This is a genomic window from Nostoc sp., assembly GCF_036917755.1.
Taxonomy (GTDB): domain Bacteria; phylum Cyanobacteriota; class Cyanobacteriia; order Cyanobacteriales; family Nostocaceae; genus Nostoc.
This window is the reverse complement of the sequence record NZ_JBALFC010000068.1, coordinates 185,459-206,417: the sequence shown is the minus strand read 5'-3', so window position 1 is coordinate 206,417 and position 20,959 is coordinate 185,459. Positions and strand designations below refer to the sequence as shown.

General features: G+C 42.6%; 17 protein-coding genes, 2 tRNA genes and 1 pseudogene. 15 read left to right on the top strand and 5 right to left on the bottom strand.

The annotated features are described in order from the left end of the window. Positions 1-125 precede the first annotated feature (125 nt). From V7L05_RS16845 to V7L05_RS16825, 5 genes are all read left to right on the top strand, one after another. On the top strand, positions 126-1,310 hold the full coding sequence (locus tag V7L05_RS16845) for an acyl-CoA dehydrogenase family protein (protein WP_335165612.1): 1,185 nt from the start codon (positions 126-128) through the stop codon (positions 1,308-1,310). Continuing rightward, positions 1,300-2,064, top strand: a complete 765-nt coding sequence (locus V7L05_RS16840) for a PIG-L deacetylase family protein (RefSeq protein WP_335165610.1) — start codon at positions 1,300-1,302, stop codon at positions 2,062-2,064. Before V7L05_RS16845 ends, V7L05_RS16840 begins: the two co-directional genes overlap by 11 nt. A gap of 201 nt (positions 2,065-2,265) precedes the next feature. Continuing rightward, a complete protein-coding gene (locus tag V7L05_RS16835; protein ID WP_335165608.1) occupies positions 2,266-3,390 on the top strand; it encodes an RRXRR domain-containing protein in 1,125 nt (374 codons plus the stop codon). 36 nt (positions 3,391-3,426) lie between these two features. Next, positions 3,427-4,017, top strand: a complete 591-nt coding sequence (locus V7L05_RS16830) for an SAM-dependent methyltransferase (RefSeq protein ID WP_335165606.1) — start codon at positions 3,427-3,429, stop codon at positions 4,015-4,017. 380 nt (positions 4,018-4,397) lie between these two features. Continuing rightward, entirely contained in the window at positions 4,398-4,658 is a 261-nt protein-coding gene (locus tag V7L05_RS16825) for a hypothetical protein (protein ID WP_335165604.1), read from the top strand. 198 nt (positions 4,659-4,856) lie between these two features. Here V7L05_RS16825 and V7L05_RS16820 read toward each other — a convergent pair whose 3' ends face one another. Then, positions 4,857-6,110 carry a glycosyltransferase family A protein gene (locus V7L05_RS16820; protein WP_335165602.1) on the bottom strand — a complete coding sequence of 418 codons (1,254 nt, stop codon included), beginning with the start codon at positions 6,108-6,110 and terminating at the stop codon, positions 4,857-4,859. A gap of 773 nt (positions 6,111-6,883) precedes the next feature. Between V7L05_RS16820 and V7L05_RS16815 the strand changes: the two genes are divergently transcribed. The 3 genes and pseudogenes from V7L05_RS16815 (at position 6,884) to V7L05_RS16805 (ending at position 9,237) form a co-directional block, all read left to right on the top strand. After that, positions 6,884-7,081 (top strand): hypothetical protein, encoded by a 198-nt coding sequence (locus tag V7L05_RS16815; protein WP_335165600.1) that lies wholly within the window; start codon positions 6,884-6,886, stop codon positions 7,079-7,081. Positions 7,082-7,092: 11 nt separating this feature from the next. After that, positions 7,093-7,797: a mobilization protein gene (locus V7L05_RS16810; protein WP_334948920.1), complete on the top strand. Its 705-nt coding sequence runs from the start codon at positions 7,093-7,095 to the stop codon at positions 7,795-7,797. Between the two features lie 384 nt (positions 7,798-8,181). After that, a pseudogene (locus V7L05_RS16805) lies at positions 8,182-9,237 on the top strand (IS630 family transposase). Positions 9,238-9,364: 127 nt separating this feature from the next. Here the strand turns inward: V7L05_RS16805 and V7L05_RS16800 are convergent. Further along, complete coding sequence (locus tag V7L05_RS16800; protein ID WP_335165598.1) at positions 9,365-11,422, bottom strand: potassium channel family protein; 2,058 nt, start codon at positions 11,420-11,422, stop codon at positions 9,365-9,367. A 133-nt stretch (positions 11,423-11,555) separates the two neighbouring features. Here V7L05_RS16800 and V7L05_RS16795 point away from each other — a divergent pair, with 133 nt between their 5' ends. Then, on the top strand, positions 11,556-12,035 hold the full coding sequence (locus V7L05_RS16795) for a pentapeptide repeat-containing protein (RefSeq protein WP_335165596.1): 480 nt from the start codon (positions 11,556-11,558) through the stop codon (positions 12,033-12,035). 141 nt (positions 12,036-12,176) lie between these two features. On the opposite strand, the gene V7L05_RS16790 is transcribed toward V7L05_RS16795, so the two are convergent. Further along, positions 12,177-12,950: a glucosamine-6-phosphate deaminase gene (locus V7L05_RS16790; protein ID WP_335165595.1), complete on the bottom strand. Its 774-nt coding sequence runs from the start codon at positions 12,948-12,950 to the stop codon at positions 12,177-12,179. A gap of 253 nt (positions 12,951-13,203) precedes the next feature. Between V7L05_RS16790 and V7L05_RS16785 the strand changes: the two genes are divergently transcribed. From V7L05_RS16785 to V7L05_RS16775, 3 genes are all read left to right on the top strand, one after another. Then, the gene (locus tag V7L05_RS16785; protein ID WP_335165593.1) at positions 13,204-13,902 is read left to right on the top strand and encodes an HAD family hydrolase; all 699 of its coding nucleotides are present in this window, start codon (positions 13,204-13,206) and stop codon (positions 13,900-13,902) included. Positions 13,903-14,125: 223 nt separating this feature from the next. After that, positions 14,126-14,197 (top strand) — tRNA-Thr (locus V7L05_RS16780). 564 nt (positions 14,198-14,761) lie between these two features. Beyond that, positions 14,762-16,294, top strand: coding sequence for a SagB/ThcOx family dehydrogenase (locus V7L05_RS16775; protein ID WP_335165630.1), 1,533 nt, complete (start codon positions 14,762-14,764; stop codon positions 16,292-16,294). A 259-nt stretch (positions 16,295-16,553) separates the two neighbouring features. On the opposite strand, the gene trhO is transcribed toward V7L05_RS16775, so the two are convergent. Next, positions 16,554-17,462 carry an oxygen-dependent tRNA uridine(34) hydroxylase TrhO gene (gene trhO / locus V7L05_RS16770; protein ID WP_335165629.1) on the bottom strand — a complete coding sequence of 303 codons (909 nt, stop codon included), beginning with the start codon at positions 17,460-17,462 and terminating at the stop codon, positions 16,554-16,556. A 70-nt stretch (positions 17,463-17,532) separates the two neighbouring features. Here trhO and V7L05_RS16765 point away from each other — a divergent pair. From V7L05_RS16765 to V7L05_RS16755, 3 genes are all read left to right on the top strand, one after another. After that, positions 17,533-17,605, top strand: a tRNA-Ala gene (locus tag V7L05_RS16765). Positions 17,606-17,787: 182 nt separating this feature from the next. After that, positions 17,788-18,234, top strand: a complete 447-nt coding sequence (locus V7L05_RS16760; RefSeq protein WP_335165591.1) for a DUF2127 domain-containing protein — start codon at positions 17,788-17,790, stop codon at positions 18,232-18,234. A gap of 205 nt (positions 18,235-18,439) precedes the next feature. After that, positions 18,440-19,846, top strand: coding sequence for a lysophospholipid acyltransferase family protein (locus V7L05_RS16755; RefSeq protein ID WP_335165589.1), 1,407 nt, complete (start codon positions 18,440-18,442; stop codon positions 19,844-19,846). Positions 19,847-20,233: 387 nt separating this feature from the next. On the opposite strand, the gene V7L05_RS16750 is transcribed toward V7L05_RS16755, so the two are convergent. Further along, on the bottom strand, positions 20,234-20,692 hold the full coding sequence (locus V7L05_RS16750) for a hypothetical protein (protein WP_335165587.1): 459 nt from the start codon (positions 20,690-20,692) through the stop codon (positions 20,234-20,236). Positions 20,693-20,959: the final 267 nt, after the last annotated feature.

Here is a 20,959-nt window from a genome sequence, read left to right as displayed (position 1 = left end):
TTTTATTGAGTATAGAATCACACAAAAGATAGAGGCATTAATCGACTTAATTCGATTATTATTAAGAATATATAAAGAAATATTACAGAAAGGAGTCGGCTATTAGCATCCAATTATCAAATAATATGGTCATCCCAAAATGGCATGATTCTAACATTGCCCTGGATCTAAAGCGTGCTACGGAAATTGCGGATTATTGTGCAAACAATGCCAGTGCTATAGATTGCAATAGTGCTTTTCCCAAGCAGGAGTTTGAACTGATTGCTAAGGCAGGGTTGTTGGCTGCACCATTGGCGAAAGAATTAGGTGGATGGGGTGCAGGAATTGATGCTAATGTTACCTACGAGCTTTTAATGCTATTAAAGCAGATAGGGCATGGCAATCTGGCAGTTGGGCGAATTTATGAAGGACATATCAACGCCCTGCAACTGATTCAGACCTTTGGTTCTACAGAACAGATCATAAGCTACGCCCGTGATGCCCGCGATCGCCATAAAATATTTGGCGTTTGGAATGCTGAAGCCGCTGATGGTGTCAAGATAATCCCTTTTGAGAATGGACGTTATCGCCTGGAAGGTTCTAAAACGTTTTGTACTGGTGCAGGCTATGTTGAACGTCCTTTCGTGAATGGAGTATTGCCAGAAGGCGGTTGGCAAATGTCCATTGTGCCGATGGACGAAGTGACAACAGTTAGCGATCGATCTTGGTGGCAACCTTGTGGAATGCGAGCTACTGCTAGTTACAAAGTGGATTTTAGCGGTGTAGAGTTGGATCAGAGCTATTTAATCGGCCAGGCAGGAGATTACTTTCGCCAGCCTTGGTTGTCTGTTGGGGTGATTCGGTTTGCTGCTGTGCAACTAGGTGGGGCAGAAGCACTGTTTAACCTGACTCGTCAGTATCTCCAAAAGTTGGAATATACAAAAGATCCATATCAACAGGAACGGCTTGGCAGAATGGCGATCGCTATTGAAAGTGGTAATCTCTGGTTACGGGGGGCTGCGGATCAGGTAGCAGCCTATGCGCCAGTATTTGGTGGCGATCCTACAGTTACTCATCCGCAAGCAGATCAACTCGTCGCCTATGCAAACATGGTGAGGACAGCAATTGAACAAATTTGCATTGATGTGATGCAATTGTGTCAACGTTCTGTTGGGACTCGCGGCTTACTACCACCAAATCCGATGGAACGCATTATCCGAGATTTGACTCTATATCTGCGTCAACCGGCTTTTGATGCGGCCTTGGCAAATGTCGGGCAGTATGCCTTGCAGCAAAGTAATCCGGCTTCAATCCTTTGGAATGATGAATAAGTTCGGCTTGATTGGATTACCACTAAACAATCCTAGTGTTTTGCCCTGGCGTTCAGTTAACGAGATCGCTTCTAGTCCGGTACTAATCGTTGCACCTCATCCTGATGATGAGACGTTAGGTTGTGGGGGTGCGATCGCTCTGTTACGGTCTTTAAATTGTCATGTGCAAGTTTTAGTCATCAGTGATGGTACTCTTTCACACCCTCGTTCCCAGAAATATCCCGCAGATAGACTCAAAGCTCTGCGGGAAGCGGAAACGCTATCAGCATTAAAATTGCTGGGTGTAGAAGTTAATGATGTCACCTTCTTGAGAATGCAGGATGGGTCAATTCCAACACAGTATCAAAGTGCAGTAGCGAGTTGTCGTGCTTACATCACAGAAATCGCCCCACAAATTATCTTTTTACCGTGGCGATATGACCCTCACGCCGACCACCGAGCGACGTGGAAGTTAATTCATGCAGTGCTGGATGATTTGCGCTTATCCCCCCGATTGATTGAGTATCCTATTTGGGATTGGGACTCAGAGCAACGGGGGAGTCTGCCAGCATGTGTTGAGGTGACAACCTGGCGGTTAAATATTAGCACGGTGGTGGAGTTGAAACAGCAAGCGATCGCTGCTTATCGTTCCCAAATTTCAGACTTAATTGATGATGACCCAGAAGGCTTTCGCCTGACTCCCGAAATGTTAGCGAACTTCACTCGTCCTTGGGAAGTTTATATAGAGGAAAACCGGTCACAAACCCTGCTCTAAAGAGACAGGGCTTGTAAGAGAAAGACTAACCACCTTTCCGATACAAGACTAAAAAAGTATCTAGCTTACAGGCTTAGAGCCTAAACTGAATTGCCTGGGCGTGGTAGCCCAGAAAACGTTAAGAATGCTTCCCAAGTTTTTAACCTCTTAGGCAGTCAGTAGCGATGGGATATACACACCTAGCAATAGGATTTATCGTAAATGTTTGTACCAGTAGTTGACCAAAATAACCGTCCCCTGATGCCAACGACACCTAGCAGAGCTAAACGTTGGATTAAATCAGGCAAAGCTACGCCATTCTTTAAAAAGGGGATATTCTGTGTTCGATTAAATCAAGAGCCAAGCAATAGAAATACTCAGCCAATTGCCGTTGGAATTGACCCTGGCAGCAAGCGCGAGGGGTTCACAGTAAAGTCGAAAATGCACACATATCTAAATATCCAGACTCATGCCATTGATTGGGTAAAAGACCATGTGGAAGTTCGTCGTAATATGGGGCGTGCTAGGCGATTTCGTAATACCCCTTGCCGACAGAATCGTAAGAACCGACTTGTAAACAAACAAAAATTACCCTCCGGGTTCGGCAGTTCGCTATCGACGGGAACCGCCAAGACAGCGACTGCCTCACCACCATCGACTAAAGCTAGGTGGCAATGGAAGTTGCGTATTTGCAAGTGGTTAACATTAATATTTCCAATTTCAACTTTTGTGGTTGAGGACATCAAAGCCAAAACCCGCAAAGGTGGGAAAAAGTGGAACATTATGTTTAGTCCTTTAGAAGTTGGTAAAAAGTGGTTCTACTCAGAACTTAAAAGGCTTGCCAACATGGAAACTCGCACAGGGAACGACACTTACGAGATGCGTCAAAGTTTAGGGTTGAAAAAGTCTAAAAATAAATTGTCTAATAACTTTTCAGCCCACTGTGTTGATTCATGGGTGCTAGCTAACTGGTTTGTTGGTGGACATACAAAGCCTGAAAATATTCAACTAATTGAAGTTATTCCTTTGGAATTTCATCGCCGTCAACTTCACCGATTGCAGCACTCTGCTGGACATATCCGCTCTAGATATGGTGGAACGATTAGTGCCGGATTTAAACGCGGCTCAATAATCAAACACCCAAAATTTGGATTTTGTTATGTCGGGGGTTGGCAGGAATCACCAACAAAAAAAGATCCAAGCAGAAAAACAATTAGTTTACACAGTTTAGACACTGGTAAACGATTAACACAAAATGCACTTTCAAATGATTGTTTGTTCAAAGCATATTCTTCATGGAGAAGCACGGCTATTATTACTGCCGTTCGGCTTTCCTCCACTGTCTAAAGTCAAGTGGTTTCCAGCCGTATCGAGGATTTTCTTATGAACCCGTTACAATCCAATTCCCTACCATCCAGCTACTTTGATCAACTCTACAGCGAAGATCCTGACCCGTGGAAGTTTGAGACAAGTGTTTACGAAGCTAACAAATATGCTGCCACGATCGCAGCTTTACCCAAAGAGCGTTATCGGTCTGCCTTTGAAATCGGTGGTTCCATTGGCGTTTTAACTGAGAAGCTACAAGCGCGTTGCGACAGATTGCTCTCAGTTGATATATCAAAACTGGCGCAGGATAGAGCAAAAGAGCGCTGTCAGCATCTCTCCAATGTCAACTTCCAGATTATGTGTGTCCCAGAGGAATATCCTGATGAGATGTTTGATTTGACCCTAGTCTCGGAAGTTGGCTATTACTGGAGCTGGGAAGACCTGAAAAAATCCCAACAGTGCATTTTAGAACACCTGGAACTAGGAGGACATTTACTTTTAGTTCATTGGACACTCTATGCTCGTGATTATCCTTTAAGTGGAGATGAAGTTCACGACTCGTTTTTGGAGTTGCCCTCAAATAAACTGCGGCATTTAAAAGGTCAACGCGAAGAAGAATATCGACTTGATTTATTCGAGCGAGTCTAAAAAATTAAACCTGCCTTATTTTTTGGTGTTTAATTTTACAAGTAACTTTACGGGAGTGTGAAAGCCCCTGCCTTTCAAGCTCGACTTTATCCAAAATTAAGAACTGGTTTTCTTTATCCGGCAAAAACCCTGGCTTTTTGGCAAATACTTTTTCCACGTCACAGATTATCAATGAAGCGAAAAAAGTAAAACTACTGTCCCACAAAGGTTACAGCGATAGCTTGAGCCTTGCGAAAAAAATGGATAAAGTCGAGTCAAGGAGTTAGACAAGAAGTACAACGGATGTCAATTGCACTTTAAGCCAAAGCTACCCAGGTATCGCCAAGGTAACGGATATGCTTTAGTGACCTATCCACATCACGGAAAAACGCAATAGACAGATGCGGGATGCCGTGAACAAAGCAGCTAGATTAGTTGTTGATTATTGTGTCCAACACCAGATAGGTAGTGTAGTATTTGGTTGGAATCGAGGACAGCGACAAGATGCTAATCTCGGTAAAACAACTCAATCTTTTGTCCAGATACCAACGGCGAAACTGAAAGAACGAGTTCAAGAATTGTGCGAATACTACAGCATTAAATTCATAGAAACAGAGGAATCGTACACCAGCAAATGGCAAAGGACAGTTAATCAACGCTGATTTAAATGGAGCCGCGAATATACTTCGTAAAGTAGAGACACAATTAGGACTCGTTCTAGTCAAGGTCTGTAGGGCATTATTGACCGTGCCTACCAGATTTCGGATCTGGGAAACCAAAACTAAAAAGCTACAGAGAGTGGCTTCAGCCCTCTCTGTAGCAACAGTTTAGAATCCCCGTCCATTTATGGCGGGGAGAGGTCAATGACGCAAACTCTCAAGACGCAAGCGCAAATCTCCAATTGCTTGTTGGATTTCCACAAATTTCCAGCGCGAAGCCCACGTTTGTTCTGACTGCTGACGTTCTTCGACTTGTTCAAACAACTGACCAAAGGTATAAGGTTGGGTCAATTTCTGCACAAGCCATTGGGCTGAAACTCCCAGCATCTCTGCCAAGGACGCGACGCTGGTATGACTTGGCTGATAGCCATTAAGAACGCACCACCACATCACTCGTAATTGGCGACGTGCAACAAAACGAGTTTCGATAGCCCCTGCTGGCTCGACTACAAATGATTGCTGTTGCCGTCCCATTTCTATCCATTCACTCAGCTGATTTGCTAAACCAACATTGGTACGTCCGATTTGTCTTGCCGAAGTTACTACCCGTACTAACGAACTGTGGCGGAAACGGGCATTTACCCGTTGCAAGGCACGGTAAAAAGCTACATCTTCAGGAGTCCGCACTGCCGGTAAGCCTCCTGCCAGTGCATACATTTCTGCTGTTACTGCCAAACTTGCTCCATAGTGTTGATAATGGCGGGGAAAGCTGTCACAAGGGTCGGGATCAAGATAAGTTTCTAATTCGGTAATTAAATAGCGGTAGCCTACTTCACGCAGATAGCAAGCTCTGGCGTAAGGGTCTAGTGAAGCACGACCAGCGCGTTCAACAAGAATTCGCCCACCGACAGCATCAGCACCACAGTTAATTTCGTACAGGTTGGCAGCAATCCAAGTTGGGCTTACCTGCGAGTCTCCATCAGTTGAAGCAATTACCCCCCTTGTGCGTCCTAAGCTAGACAAACGGCGGTATGCTTCATCCATCAAAATCTGACGCACTCGACCAATATAGGCTTGTGCAGGAGGCAGAGTTTTTTCAACTATATGCAGTGCTATATCTGGATGTTGTTGAGCGAAACTCAGGGCTATAGCTGCTGAATCATCGCTACAATTATTTGCCAACACAATTATTTCGTAACGTCTAGGATCTAAAAGCTGTCCTTCTAGATCAACTTGATGTATCAGGGCAGTAAGGGTTGCTGCCAACGTCTGAGCTTCATTGCGAACTGGAACAATTACACAAACTTCACAATGCGGTGACGGCGGTATTTGGACTAAAGTTTGAGAAAACTCTTTATCGAGCTGTACAGATGGAAAGTCAGCAACGAAGAGTAAGCGCTTACTTTCCATAAAAACCATTTTTCCATCTCCAGGAGCAGCGACACAGTATTTCATCCACAATCAACAATTATTAATATTTGTAACTCTATTTTCGATATTTTCTCATTTTATTGGAATCTACCTACAGTATGATTAGTGCTGATTCCAACTTTCTGAAACATCAGCTTTCAAATACTAACATCTGTCTGCTCTCACTAAAAACTCTACTAATCAAGGCATAGTCTTTATATAGTCTTCATATCTTTTTGCTAACGTCAAATTTCAGAGTAGAAAATCATACTTAAATCATGTATTTTAGTTAATTTTTTTATTAATAATCAGTCTGAAGAAGGAGAGGAATAATATTACATATTATTAATATTTATATTTTAATAGTAACTAAATCAGACCAAAGCAGATTTATGCAAAAACTTAAACGCAAGATTAATAAGCTGCTTTTTGGTCGTTATTACGCGATATCCGAGTTTTTATTAAAAATGATAATCGTGTAGAGGGATAGTCACAACTTCCTTACCGCAGTCAGCACCCTAGTACAGGTTGGCGTAAATAAACCACCCATTCCAAATAAATGAAACGCTTACGCTGTATACCTGTTTGAATTTGGAATTTGGAATTTTGCCTTGCGCTACTAGTTAGGGATGCCTAGTGACTCCAAGGAGTTTGAGAAAGTACATCTTCTCTGGGGAGTTTCAGAAAGCGGAAGAAATAAAGGTCACGTACTGGTTCATTCAGTGGATCTGCTTTAATTAATATGTATAATCTTATCAATCAAACAACAGGCTGTGGTGATAGGATTAATTAAATTTTCAGCCAATTCAACAGAACGAATGGTACGCACAACTCCAGGACAGAAAATTCCTGTTCTTGAGATTTCTTTAGAAAAGCCAACTCCAGAGATTCAAGTTCAGCAAGAATCAAAGGATGAGATAAAGGCATCTCAGAAAACTACCAAAATTACTAGACGGCAACCGCCAAATAGTTCTCAGCCTGGGAAAGATGTATCAGACAAGTTTAATAAGTATTAGAGGTGGCTGTAATGCCGACGATTCATTTGGTGGATGGTGAAAAAGGCGGGGTAGGAAAGTCTCTTTTTACTAGGACAATGATTCAGTATTGTCTGGATAAGAAAATCCCGTTTGTACCAGTGGATACAGATAGGTCGAATCCTGATGTAGCAGGGGTGTATAAGGAAATATGTAAGTATGCTGTGTTTAGTGAGAATGAACGGCATGCAGATAAGGCAGATAAAATATTTGAGTGGGCGATAGAGAAGCCAGTAATTGTGAATTTAGCCGCCCAATCGCATAGAGCAGTACAAGGATGGATTGACTCTAATCAATTATTTGAACTAGGGAGTTCGCAGGGAGTGATGTTTTGCAAATGGTTTGTATCGACTGGAGGATACGACAGCATGAACCTGTTTGCTCAGTCACTGAATACCTACGGTGAGAGAATCCCTCATATTCTGGTGAGGAATTTAGGGCTGTGTGATGATTGGGAGCATATAGAGTCAGACTCAAACTTTCAGAAAATAGTCAATAAATATAAGATAAAAGTTATAGATTTTCCGAAGTTAGCATATAAAGAAAGAAACATCATTGACCAAAATCGCCTGACGTTTGCGGAGGCGAGAGAGTATAAAGAATTTGGGATAATTGGGAGACAGAGAGTAGTGAATTTTCTGAAGCTTGCTTATAGTGCTTTTGAGAGAGTCGGTATTTGGTATGAAAAAGTTGAATAGTTATTTGTTGGGCTGAGGCAGTTCTTGCTGGAGTTTTAAAACTTTTGTTGCATATATAGGTTTGTAGTAAGGGCTGAAGCCATTACTACAAACCTATTTAATTAATTTTAAATTGCGTAATATCATGTCCCGTAGCATACCCATAATAAAAGAACCCCAACCCCTCCCCGCTTGCGGGGAGGGGAGCTAGAGCGCAGCTTTGGGTCTTTGGGGTTCCGGGTATTATGCTTAATTGCCAGGATGTGATATAATATACAGGAGAATTCAGAATCCAGAATTCAGAATTCAGAAGTAAAACATGGTTTAAGTAGGTAGGCACAAAAAAAACTAACTATGTAAAGATAAATAAATACGGAGAATGCATCTACCGAGGTAACTTAAAGCATGGGCGCTCGTCTAAGAGTATTTTTGACTCGTGAGCAAAACAAAACCCTATTAAATCTGAGAACAGCAGAGGTACCACAGAAGGTAAAAGATCGAGCAGAAATAATTAGGCTGAACGCACATGGCTGGTACGTGGAGAAAATAGCTGCTCACTTTAATTTGACTGTTCAAACGGTAAGAGAGGTTTTGCACAAATGGGAAAAACAAGGGCTGAAAGGGCTTTGGGAAGTACCAGGTCGAGGAAGAAAGTCAAAATGGACTGAAGTTGACATAGTGTTTTTGGAAAAATGCCTCAAAGAAGAACCACGTACATACAATAGTCTTCAACTCACCCAGAAATTAGAACGCGATCGCTCAATTAAACTGAGTCCCGATAGATTAAGACGGGTACTCAAAAAAAGGGGGTTAATTGGAAACGAGCTTTGAATTTGCCATAAACGAAACCAAGACCCGATAGCACGAGCAAATAAGCAATCAGACTTAGATATACTCGAATTATCTGCTGCTGCCGGAGAAATAGACCTCAAATATTTGGATGAATCAGGATTTTGTGTATGGAGCGAACCGGGTTATACCTATTACTTTAAGGGTGAACAAAAACGCTTAGAGCAAAAGAAGCGCCGTGGTCGGAGATTAAGTATTATTGGATTTTTTCAACCTTTTATCAGTTTTGTTTACGGTTTGGTGATCGGAGGTGTTAACCGCAAGTCTTATATCCAAATGATGGAACAAGAAGCGGCTGATGCCCAAAGAACGGGACGTACTAGGGTAATTGTGCAAGATAACGGGCCGATACATCGATGCAAGGAAGTTCAGCAGTTATGGAAAAAGTGGGAATACATGGGTTTGTACATCTTCTTTTTACCAAAATACTGTTCCGAAATGAATCCAATTGAATTGGAATGGCAACACCTAAAAAAATCGGAGCTATCTGGGCAAATATTTGATGATGAGTTAGACCTTGCTTATGCCGTTATCGATGGTGTTAAAGCTAGGGGAGAGAAAGGTAACTACAGTACTCAGCGTGTAAAATTTAACTTTAATAGCTCTGGTTAAATTTTCGTTACATACCTATAAATTTTTCTGCCTACCTACTTATACCTGGCTTTGGCACGAATTGTTGTGTACTTCACTTTCCTTGAAATCTGCTGTAGTTTGATTTATTCTTGCCGACTTACTTAATTCAGCTATTTGATGATTGCCCAATGAAGATTACATTTGCCAAAACTTGTATTTTTGTTAACTCGCGCACCAGACGTTGAGCTTGATGTTTATAAAGTGGTATTGGCAATACTATAGGCAAATTATTCATCCATTGCCTAGCAGTATTCAAACTACATCCGGTAATCAAGACTATTTCTTCAGCACTATACATAATCGCATTTGTCGTCAGAGCTTTTTCAATCTGCACCTGCCAAAGGCGAGGCAGCATTTCACCCCATTCAATTTGCTGTAAACTAGTGCTTGTGGCTAAAACAATCAAGCGATCGCCAGCATGAAGTTTAACATCATACCAGGGCATTAAGGAGTAATTGTCTTGCCGATATTTCTGGTAGAGAATCGGCACAACACTGTAGCCATAGGCTATTTCAGATAGAAGCAACCCATTCAGGGTATCACCATCTTCAATCTTGTATTCCGTCACCATGACTATTTGCTCATTTAAGTGAAACAAGCTCAGAACATTTTCTCCAAAGGCAGCACAAGCAAAGACTTCCGCCGACAAAGCCGCGCCACACAGAACTTCAGCATAGGGAAACAGAGGGGCGATATTATCACTAAATTGGCGGTCTTGAGAGCGGATAATTAAGGTAGTGGCGGGGTTCATTGCATGAGCCATCAAACCAATTTCCAGATTTTCCATGTTATCGTCCCCAACTAAAACGATGCTTTTGGCATGGGAGAGATTCACCTTAGTCAGTGCTTCGCTAGCATTGCCAACGATAAGCGGCATATCGGGTAAAGTCCCTTGGTCGAGAGTGGTAGGATGAATTCCTACTAACGGCTGGTTGAGTTCTTGCAAAAGAGCAGCCACTCTTTGTCCCAAGCGATTTAAGCCAATAATCACCACATGGTTGCGTTGTGGCATGGGAGGACGAGAATTGAAAAAATGGAATCTGGAAGTGACAAGGGCATCAGTTAGCAGTGCATATAATACTCCTACGAAAGCTTGACCTGTCAACGTTAGTCCTAGGCTAAACAACCGCAACCACCAAGGCATATGGTCTGAGGGTTGTGGTTGCGATGTAAACTTAACACCGCCAAATAAATCTCCGTATCCTCCCAACAGCAAGACTCCTGTTGCATAGAAAGCTTCTTCGAGGGAGATGTCAGGATAATATAAACGGTAAAGAACTATTCCAACCAGCCAGAGAATAAATACAGTAATCGCATAGATTGTCGCTATTCGCCGGATTTGATTTTGGCTTTGGTAGTAAGATTGCCAAAATTGGGCTATTTTATCCTTGAGATTTTTCGCTGTGATGCCTTGGATAAAATGTTGCCACTGCCACTTTTGGCGATGAGATTTCCGGTGTTGCTCAGAGAAAGCCAAATCGTATGCAACATCAATGTAAACTAGCGTGTCTCCTACCTGCACTTCTGCCTCTGGGTTCCAGCCAAACAATTCTTTTGGTGGGTTAGATGAAACAGGTCTATGACTCAAGATGCGGCGAGTTGTGAGATTTAGTCTATGTACTGGCTTGCCATTACACCAGCTATCCTTCGCTTGTACCTGGTGCTTTATCACTTGCAATAGTTCCCCTTCTAAGGTGAAATATCCAATAGCTTCAGAGCCGAGGGCTGTCAGAGCGAAGGCATGAGCTGAGAGATGAGTCGGCTCAAAAGCAACAAAATTACCGAGATTTTCCCACAAGAGTTTGTTGAAATTTTGTTTGTCAGAACGTACAATTAGGCGAACGTGCGGATTAAGACGCCGTGCTGCAAAGGCAGCTTCGATATTTATCCGCTCATTTCTGGTCACTAAAAGTATTGAACGACACTGGCTGATATCTGCCTGCTCTAGAACACTTGGTTGGCGGCAGTCTCCGATGATTAACTTTTCTAGTAAGCTAGGTACTTCTGGGACTTCCCAATGTTCGGGCTGCACATCGTCAATGGCGCTGACTTTAACATCGTACTCTTTTAGGACTGCAACACAATGTTGCCCTAAACTTTGGAGTCCGCATACTAAGAAAAGGTCTTGGGGTTTTTTTTGATTACTGGTAGGAGGGGGATGCACTTTCTGTTGATGGCAGCATTCGATACTGTTAACAGTATGTGTTTTCTAGGATTATATCTCACCGATGGCGCGATCGCTTGAATTGGGCATTGGGCATTGGGCAATATGTGTTACTTGACGTGGGAGTTGAGGTATGGAAAGGGAGAGAGTTACTGTAGAAGAATTTCTCAGACGTTATGCTGCTGGGGAACGAGATTTCCAGCAGATCCTTTTAGAATACGCTGACTTGAGTGGGGTTGAACTGCAAGGTATCAATCTACATGGCGCTCAATTTTGTTATGTCAACTTGAGTAGTATTAAGTTGTGGGATTGCAATTTGAAAGCTCAATTCATTTACTGTAACTTCAGGGATGCTCTTATCGAGCATTGTGACTTGGAAAGAACTCGGTTTTATGACTGCGATTTGAGAGGGGCTACTTTGCGCTATGTTGAGCTTACGAGTACTGCTTTCACTAGAGTCAACCTTCAAGGTACTAAAACTTATGGTTCCGGCAAAGATCCTTGTCAGCTCTGGGATGTTGTTCGGCAAGACGGAGTTTTCGTCCCTGGTTTTACCTTTGACCTTTATATTGCTGAACGTATTGCTGAAGGCACAACTAAAGGGGTTTTCTGACCATGTAAAGGGTTGCTTTTCAATAATATCCTAAATTTCTTTAGGAACAGTTGACAAAAAGTTATAGTGAATTCCACGAGCTTGATGTTTGATACATCACCAAAGACTTTTAAAACATCCTCTGAGAATTCAGAGATAAGTTCAAGAAAGCAAACTAGCAGAATTTACGTCCAAAAATAACGTTGCTTGGGATTTTTGACGGAGTATAGAAGCCGGACAGTCTGTACTTATAGCTCCTTGCAACATCTCTTTTACCACATTTGCTTTACGTTTTTCTGGAGCAAGACAGATAATTTTTTTAGCTGAACAAATCGTTGAGATGGTGAGAGTAAAAGCATATTGCGGGACAGTTTCTAGATTCGGAAAGTGACCTGTACTTACTTGTTGCTGACGGTTCACTGTATCCAGTTTCACTAGTTTCACGCTGTAAGGATCTTGAAAATTTGCTACTGCGGGATCATTAAAAGCTAAATGTCCATTTTCGCCAACACCAAGACAGCATAAGTCAATTGGTTGTGCTTGCAGTAGTTTTGTGTAGCGATCGCACTCTCCCACTGGTTGCAATGTATCACCTTCTATATAGTGAAACTTCTTAGGAGCAACCCGCTTCTCTACACGTTCTCGCAGATAGCGCCGAAAACTGGCAGAATGGTCAGCAGTAATTCCCAAATATTCATCTAGATGGAACAGAATAATTCGTGACCAATCTACACTACCCAATGCAATCAAAGCATCGAGAAATTTGAGTTGGGAGTTACCTGTTGCTAACAATACAGCAGCTGTATCCTGTTGCTTGAGAACTTGCTGTAAATGCTTTTGCACGATTTCGGCAACATCCTGAGCCATTTCGACTTCAGAGTTGTAAATCTGCACTAGTAAATCATCAACGTGAAAAAAGTTTGTAGCGGCTAGCATTTGCTTACACATCTCACTTTTGTAAAAAGCCTGGGAAAACCTCACCCCAACCCTCTCCTTGGTAAGGAGAGGGAGCAAGAATCTTGTTTCTCATCTGGTATATTTGCTTTCACTGGGATGCTCCCGATAAAGAAGAGAGGTTTTCCAGATGCCGTGAAAAGTCATGTATTGATGAAAGAACAATCATTCAGGACAAAAACAATGTAAACTATTTAAATTAAGTTAACAATTATTTACATTTTACCCAAAAATTATGCTGGCTGCAATTCTCTTTGATCTAGACGGCACTATTGTCAACACTGACCCCATACACTACCGTGCTTGGCAGGAAACGCTGTTAAATTACAGCATAGAAATTGACGAAACATTTTATAAATCTCGAATTAGTGGTCGGCTAAATCCAGAAATTGTTAAGGACATTCTGCCACAATTATCAGTAGCAGAAGGGCAAAAATTTGCAGACGAAAAAGAGGCGCTTTTCCGCGAACTCGCCCCACATCTACAACCACTGAGTGGATTTTCTGAACTACTAGCATGGACAGATACACATCAATTAAAACGTGCATTAGTAACTAATGCCCCTAGATTAAATGCAGAATATATGCTAGAGGTTTTGGGAATTAAAGAAGCTTTCCATACAGTTGTTTTAGCAGATGATTGTATTGCAGGTAAACCCGACCCTGCGCCCTACCAAGTTGCCCTGAATAAGTTGGGGATTACAGCAGAGGAAGCGATCGCTTTAGAAGACTCTCCCTCTGGTATTCGGTCGGCGCTGGGCGCAGATATCCGCACTATTGGCATCGCCTCCACCCACGATCCGCAAATTTTGCTGTCAGTCGGCGCATTTATGGCAATTCCAGATTTTACTGATTTGCAGTTGTGGACATTGCTGAACTCACTCATCGAGCCAGATTTAGGCGCGATCGCTCCATTAGTCAATAGAATCCCATAGCGATCGTTTCTATGCAATACACCCTGACTTCGATTCCTCTGGCCTAAGACGCCCCTGAATCAGTTGTAAAATTCGCACAGCAACCGATAAAGCTAATACAGTCAGTTGCTCTGTGGTAAATTTCTGAAGAGACAGATATTTTTTAGCGATCGCAGCTAGACAAATAAGTTGATTATGGTACAATGATAAATTGTGGTTGCTATTTAAGAGCGAACCCTAATTTGCCAGCATAGCACAGTGGTAGTGCATCCGACTTGTAATCGGAAGGTCGCGAGTTCAAATCCCGCTGCTGGCTTTCACAAATGTACATTCGCACATTATTTGTCGTCGCAAACGATAAATCCTGATTTTTTGGTCAAGTTTAATTTATAGGACTTACGCAAAAGTGCGCGGTGTGCAACTTTTTCTCAAACCTAACCCCCAACCCCAACCCTTGTAGCGTTGGGGAGCAAGAATCAAAGCCTCTCGACCTTTCGGGGTTTTAATAATCTGACTTTTCACGGTATCTGGAAAACCTCTCTCTAAATCTCTCTCCTTGTAGGAGAGAGACTTTGAATTTTCTCCCTTAGAATGTCGGAAAGAGGGCTAGGGAGTTAGGTCAATCGTTAGCTTTTCCACATGACGTGAAAAATCAGTTTTAAGAATAAGTCGCACATTGCGCGTAAGTACTAGGCAATACGGTTGAGTTAGCACCTGCCTCCCCAATGCCCCATGCCCCATGCCCCATGCCCAATGCCCCAATACAGTTGTTACCAACTACCACTTTGTGACTCTGAGGATTGTACCAATTGACACGAAATAATGGGGCTAATGAATGCCAAGATCAAAAAAAGGATGCCCCAAGGATATTGAAAGTACTATGCCAGAATTACACCAATCAATTGCCCAGCATTATCACGAACGGACTAAATACAACCCTGAGACTCTTGCCTCCAAAAATCAAAGGTTAGACTGGGCTAAACAGCCAGTACCCTTTAAAGAGTACAAAATTGGCTCTACTTTTGATCTCAAACCCTATATCCAAGAAAAACCAGAGGCATTTGCTAATAACCCAGATGCTCAATGGTGGCAAAGACTTTCACGGCTGCTATTTCGCAGCTATGGATTGACGGCGAAAATGCCTTCTATGGGTAGTGCGGTGTATTTACGCGCTGCTCCCAGTGCCGGCGGATTATACCCTGCCGAGGTGTATGTGGTTTCCCGTGGGACTTCGTTATTGCCACCCGGCCTGTATAACTATCAGTGTCGGACTCATTCTCTGATGCATTATTGGGAAAATGATGTTTGGCAAACTCTCCAAGCAGCTTGTTTCTGGCATCCTGCTTTAGAAAATACCCAACTAGCAATTATTGTGACTGCGGTATTCTATCGTTCTGCGTGGCGCTATGAAGATCGGGCTTACCGCCGGATTTTTCTAGATGCGGGACATCTGTTGGGCAATATCGAATTAGCTGCTGCGATTACTGACTATCGCCCCCATTTAATCGGCGGTTTTGTGGATGAATCGGTGAACGATCTGCTTTATATCGATCCGCAACAAGAAGGTGCGATCGCTGTCTTACCTCTGGCAGACTTGTTAGATATCAATCAAAATTTGCCATTGGGATGTACTGCTTTACCTTCCGCCACCGAAACCAGTTATCCTCAAATCCCCGATGGTGAATTGCTGACATATTTCCATCAATACACCGAGATCCAATTAGGTATAACTGGCAATCTCAATCTACCAACTATTAAACAAGAAAAATCTTTGGAGGATAAATACAATTTTCCTTTCTGTTTAAAAATTCCTACCACCACTGCGCCTATAGACTGGGGAAAAAATCTGTCAGAACTGGAAATCACTATGTACAAGCGACGCTCTACCCGCGCTTACAATGGTGATGATTTAACCTTCGATGAATTGAAAAGTTTACTCGATTTCACTTACCAACCGCAAAATTACATCGACCAAAGTTTAGATATTTCTCCAGACTACTTTGATCTGAATTTAATCGAAACATTCATTGCTGTTTGCGGAGTCCAAGGATTAGAGGCGGGTTGTTACTATTACGCACCCAAAGCCCAAGAATTACGCCAAATTCGGTTTAAAAACTTCCGGCGAGAGTTGCATTTTCTCTGTTTAGGACAAGAATTAGGGCGAGATGCAGCAGCAGTATTATTTCATACAGCCGATCTGAAAGCTGCGATCGCACAGTATGGCGATCGCGTTTACCGTTACTTACACATGGATGCTGGTCATTTAGGACAGCGCCTGAATTTAGCAGCAATCCACCTGAATGTAGGTGTCAGTGGAATCGGTGGATTCTTTGATGACCAAGTAAATGAAGTTTTGGGTATCCCTGCTGATGAAGCTGTTCTATATATCACTACATTGGGACGCCCAAGATAAAACTAGGACTTACGCATTCACAGAAAATACCAAATATGTTAGGACTTACGCACGAGTTACGGAATAACGTAGACACGAAGTGGCTTCCCGTTCGCGTAGCGTCTCCGTCAGGAGAAGGGTACCGCAGAGGCGCAGAGTACACGGAGAAATCAGAGTTTCAGAGATATTTTGCGTAAGTCCTATATGTGTTGTGGAAAAAACCGGATCTGTCGTAGGGGTTTAGCAATGCGCTTTACCCCGACAGTGCGGATCTATTTATTTACATCCGATTTTTGTTAACAACTTGGGTTTGATAGTGGCGCCATTTTTGCTGCTGACGCGCTCTTTTCTCATCGGTGAGGCTATCAAAACAATAGGGACAGGAGATACCTTGCTCATACTTTGGAGACAGCTTATCTTCTTCAGAAATCGGACATCCACAACAGAAGCACCGCTCACAACTGCCTTCTTCCAAACCATGACTAACGGCTACCCGCTCATCAAAGACAAAACATTCGCCTTCCCATAAACTTTGCTGTGCTGGAACTTCCTGCAAATACTTGAGAATGCCACCTTTGAGATGATAGACTTCAGCAAAGCCTTGGGCAAGCATGAAGGATGAGGCTTTTTCACAGCGAATGCCGCCTGTACAAAACAGAGCAACCTTTTTGTGTTTAGTTGGGTCGAGGTGGTGTAGCACATAATCGGGAAATTCCCGGAATGAGCTAGTTTGGGGATTTTCTGCTCCTTGGAAAGTACCGATATTCACCTCATAATCATTGCGGGTGTCAATCACAGTTACTTCTGGATCACAAATCAAATTATTCCATTCCTGGGGATTGACATAAGTGCCAACTTGCTCACTTGGGTCAATTTCAGGCAACCCCAAAGTAACAATTTCTGGCTTCAACCGCACCTTCATCCGCTCAAAGGGCGGGGTTTCGGTATAGGATTCTTTCGATTCTAGGTCTGCTAAACGGGAGTCAGAACGCAGAAAGCACAGAACAGAGTCAATCGCCTGACGCGAACCCGCAATTGTACCGTTAATCCCTTCTTGTGCCAGCAAAATTGTCCCCTTGACATCTTCCGCTTGGCAATAAGACAGCAGAGGATCTCGTTTCTCGGCAAAATCTGGCAGCTTAACAAATTTATACAGTGCTGCGACAACTTGGATATTTTCTGGCTTCATCCCTTTGGTATGGAACAATATAAGGTACAATAACAACGGCAACCAAAGTTACCTACTATTTTAATTTTATGGGGGTTTAGCTCAGTTGGTAGAGCGCCTGCTTTGCAAGCAGGATGTCAGCGGTTCGAGTCCGCTAACCTCCATTTACACAGGGTTTCATTTATTTTAACCACATCTGTCGTAGGGGCACAGCAATGCTGTGCCCCTGCTTGTTGGGAAAAGTGGAAAGATCGGGCAATCAAGTATTGCTAGAATAAGCGTCTTAGTTGGCATCATTCAGAGCCAGTTAGTCAAAGTTAGACTTATATATACTTAAGGGGGTTGTTTGAAAAAACGTCCATTGGGATTAGTGGTAATTGTTCTCTACAAAACATTTACCGCCTTGCTGCTTATGGCTACTGCGATCGCCTTATTATTGACATTAAAAAATTATCAAAATCTAGAGGCTTTTTCAGAAGATTATGTTTTAGAAGGTAAATCGATAATTATTGATTGGCTTTTAAATAAAGTTCTCAACTTAAATCCCCGAACCTTGGCATTTAGCGGCATTGCAGCAGGAGTCTATGCTATTGTTACTAGTATTGAAGCCGTTGGTTTATGGTACGAAAAGCGTTGGGCGCATGTCTTAGTGTTGGTACTTGTCGGTATCAGTATTCCGCCAGAAATTTATGAAGTGATCCGAGGGTTCTCTGCAATAAAAATATTGATTCTTGTGTTGAATTTAGCAGTGTTTGGCTATTTATTCCGAAATTTTCCTAAACATCCAAACTAATACTAATTCAAAATTCAAAATTCTTGCATTAAGAAAGCCTGATTTAATCTGGGTTTCTGGGTTTGTATCTGTCACCGAAACAATGCTGAGTAACCAAGAGGGCGAAACGTGGGGATTGAAATGTTTGACGACAGGAGGCTGCGGGTTTAGACAAAACCAAGACCCCACGTTGTACAATCGCTAGAAATACAATCTGGAGAGCGACTTGCCTAGATCGATTCAGTCTACTCAACCACCACTGAAATTTATTAATCAACGGTTTAACCGCCTGATACTCCAGATTGTTCGGTGGTTACTACCGATCGCACTACGGTTTCGCACTCGACCTTGGCTAACAGCTGGTATTGTCCGTATTGAAGCCAAAAATGTTGAGGTATTAGCTGAACTTTATCAACAATTTCAGGCTGGAAAAATTCGCTTTTTGTTGGCATTTCGCCACCCAGAAGTCGAAGATCCTCTCTGTATGCTGTATTTGCTTTCCCGCATTGTGCCACGGGTTGCTCGTCAGGAAGGTATTACACTGCAATCTCTTGTTCACAGCTACTTTCTTTATGACCGAGGTATGACGGTTTGGGCTGGAGATTGGCTGGGTTGGTTGTTCTCTAGAATCGGAGGTGTGCCGGTTCATCGCGGTAGGCGACTAGATCGGCAAGCGATTCAAACTGCACGGGAGTTGTTTGCTAATGGCGAACTACCGATCGCAGTGGCACCAGAAGGAGGTACTAATGGTCATAGTGGCATTGTTAGCCCACTGGAACCCGGTGTTGCTCAAATGGGGTTCTGGTGTGTAGAAGACTTGCAAAAAGCTAACCGGACTGAAACTGTGATCATTGTGCCGATCGCTATCCAGTATCGCTACGTTCAGCCACCTTGGTCTAAACTAGATTCGCTGCTAAGTAAGTTGGAAGCTGATAGTGGCTTGCCGATAATCAGAATTGATTCGGGCGATAGGGAAGAGATTTACTATCAACGTATCTATCGGTTGGCTGAATATCTGATTACAGAGATAGAAGAGTTTTATCGTCGCTTCTATCATCAAGACATTCCAAAAACCATCTCAACCGATGAATCTGCTAATCCGAATCAGGTGTTGATTGCCCGACTTCATCGCTTACTGGATAAAGCTTTACAAGTTGCCGAACAATATTTTGGAGTTCAAGCGCAGGGTAATTTCATTGACCGATGTCGCCGTTTGGAAGAGGCTGGCTGGAATTACATTTATCGGGAAGATTTGCCAGATATCAATGCTTTACCACCTTTTAAACGCGGTTTGGCAGACTGGGTTGCCCAGGAAGCAGACTTACAAATGCGACATATGCGGATAGTGGAAAGTTTTGTCGCTGTCACAGCTACTTATATTCAGGAACAACCGACGGCGGAACGTTTTGCAGAAACAGCTTTGCTTGTATTCGATATGCTTTCTAGAATTCAGGATACAACACTTCCGGGGCGACCTCAGTTAGGTTTGCGACAGACACAAATCACCGTGGGAGAGCCAATTTCAGTTACAGAACGCTTTGGTAATTGTCAGGGCGATCGTCAGGCGGCTAGACAAGCTGTGAGCGATTTGACAAAGGATTTGCAGGTTGCGTTGGAGAAGATGATTAGTTGAAGAAGAATTCAGGAGCAGAGCTTGGGATTGCTTCTCGCTGGCATTGCGGGCAGTTTTGACTTTTTTAATTACGTTAGCGTATCGGTAGCGAGTCCGCAAGGGTTATTACAAATTACAAATTATGAATTATTTTTCTGGCTGTAGGCGATCGCTCTGATGAAGGTAACACCTTGGGTTACGCAATGTGCAACTTAATATTCAAAGCCTCTCTTCTAAAAGGAGAGAGGCTTTGAATTTTCCACCTTCCCTCTGAAGCAAGGGGGCTGGAGGTTAGGTTTTAGTAAAACTTGTACAGGGCGTTGGGTTATATTGATTGGTTTACTTTTCAAAAGTACAAATCGAGTAATTGAAGCCATTACTAATTTACAGCAATCTTTCCAAATCAGCTTATAAATTCGGGATTTTCAACGACAAAACGCCAATAGTGCTTATAGGTTTAGCAACAACTATTGTACTTGCTCCTTGCAGAGTAAAACTTACTGTGTCTGTTGGGGCGAGTTGCTGTGATAATACTGGTGCAAATTGGGCTGTTGAAGAACTGTATAAAATGTATTCTCCATTATAACTACCGGTTTGTCCAGGTTGTAAAAGTTCCTGAGTTGGCACTACGTTCTGTCCAAAATTATAAAAACCTCTCGTACTTCCGGAATTATTGATAACTGTAAAACCTCCAGTAATTTCAGAGGCTTCATTGGAGCTTAATTCAGATAATGAATTGTCATCAAGGTCATCAAAGCTAATGAAAAAAGAATCTTTTACTGTTTTAGAAGTTGTTTCTAGCATGAGGAGTTTCCAAAAAATACTTGTATTAGGATTTTGTAAAACTAGAATAATTTTGTCAAGCATTTTAATGCTTCTTTATAACTCTGGAAAGAGAATAATTAAGGCGAAACCTAACCCCTAACTCCCTTCCTTTTTGGGTTTATCTAAATGCGCTCAAGCGCAAACTACAAACCTATTCACTCACAGTAACTTATGTGGTGTAATTGGCAAATCCCGAATCCGCTTACCTGTGGCATGATAAATTGCATTAGATATGGCTGCTGCTACAGGGCTATTTCATTCTCATCTAGCCCGCCTCAGAATGAATTCTGAGTCTAATAGCGAAAGTCG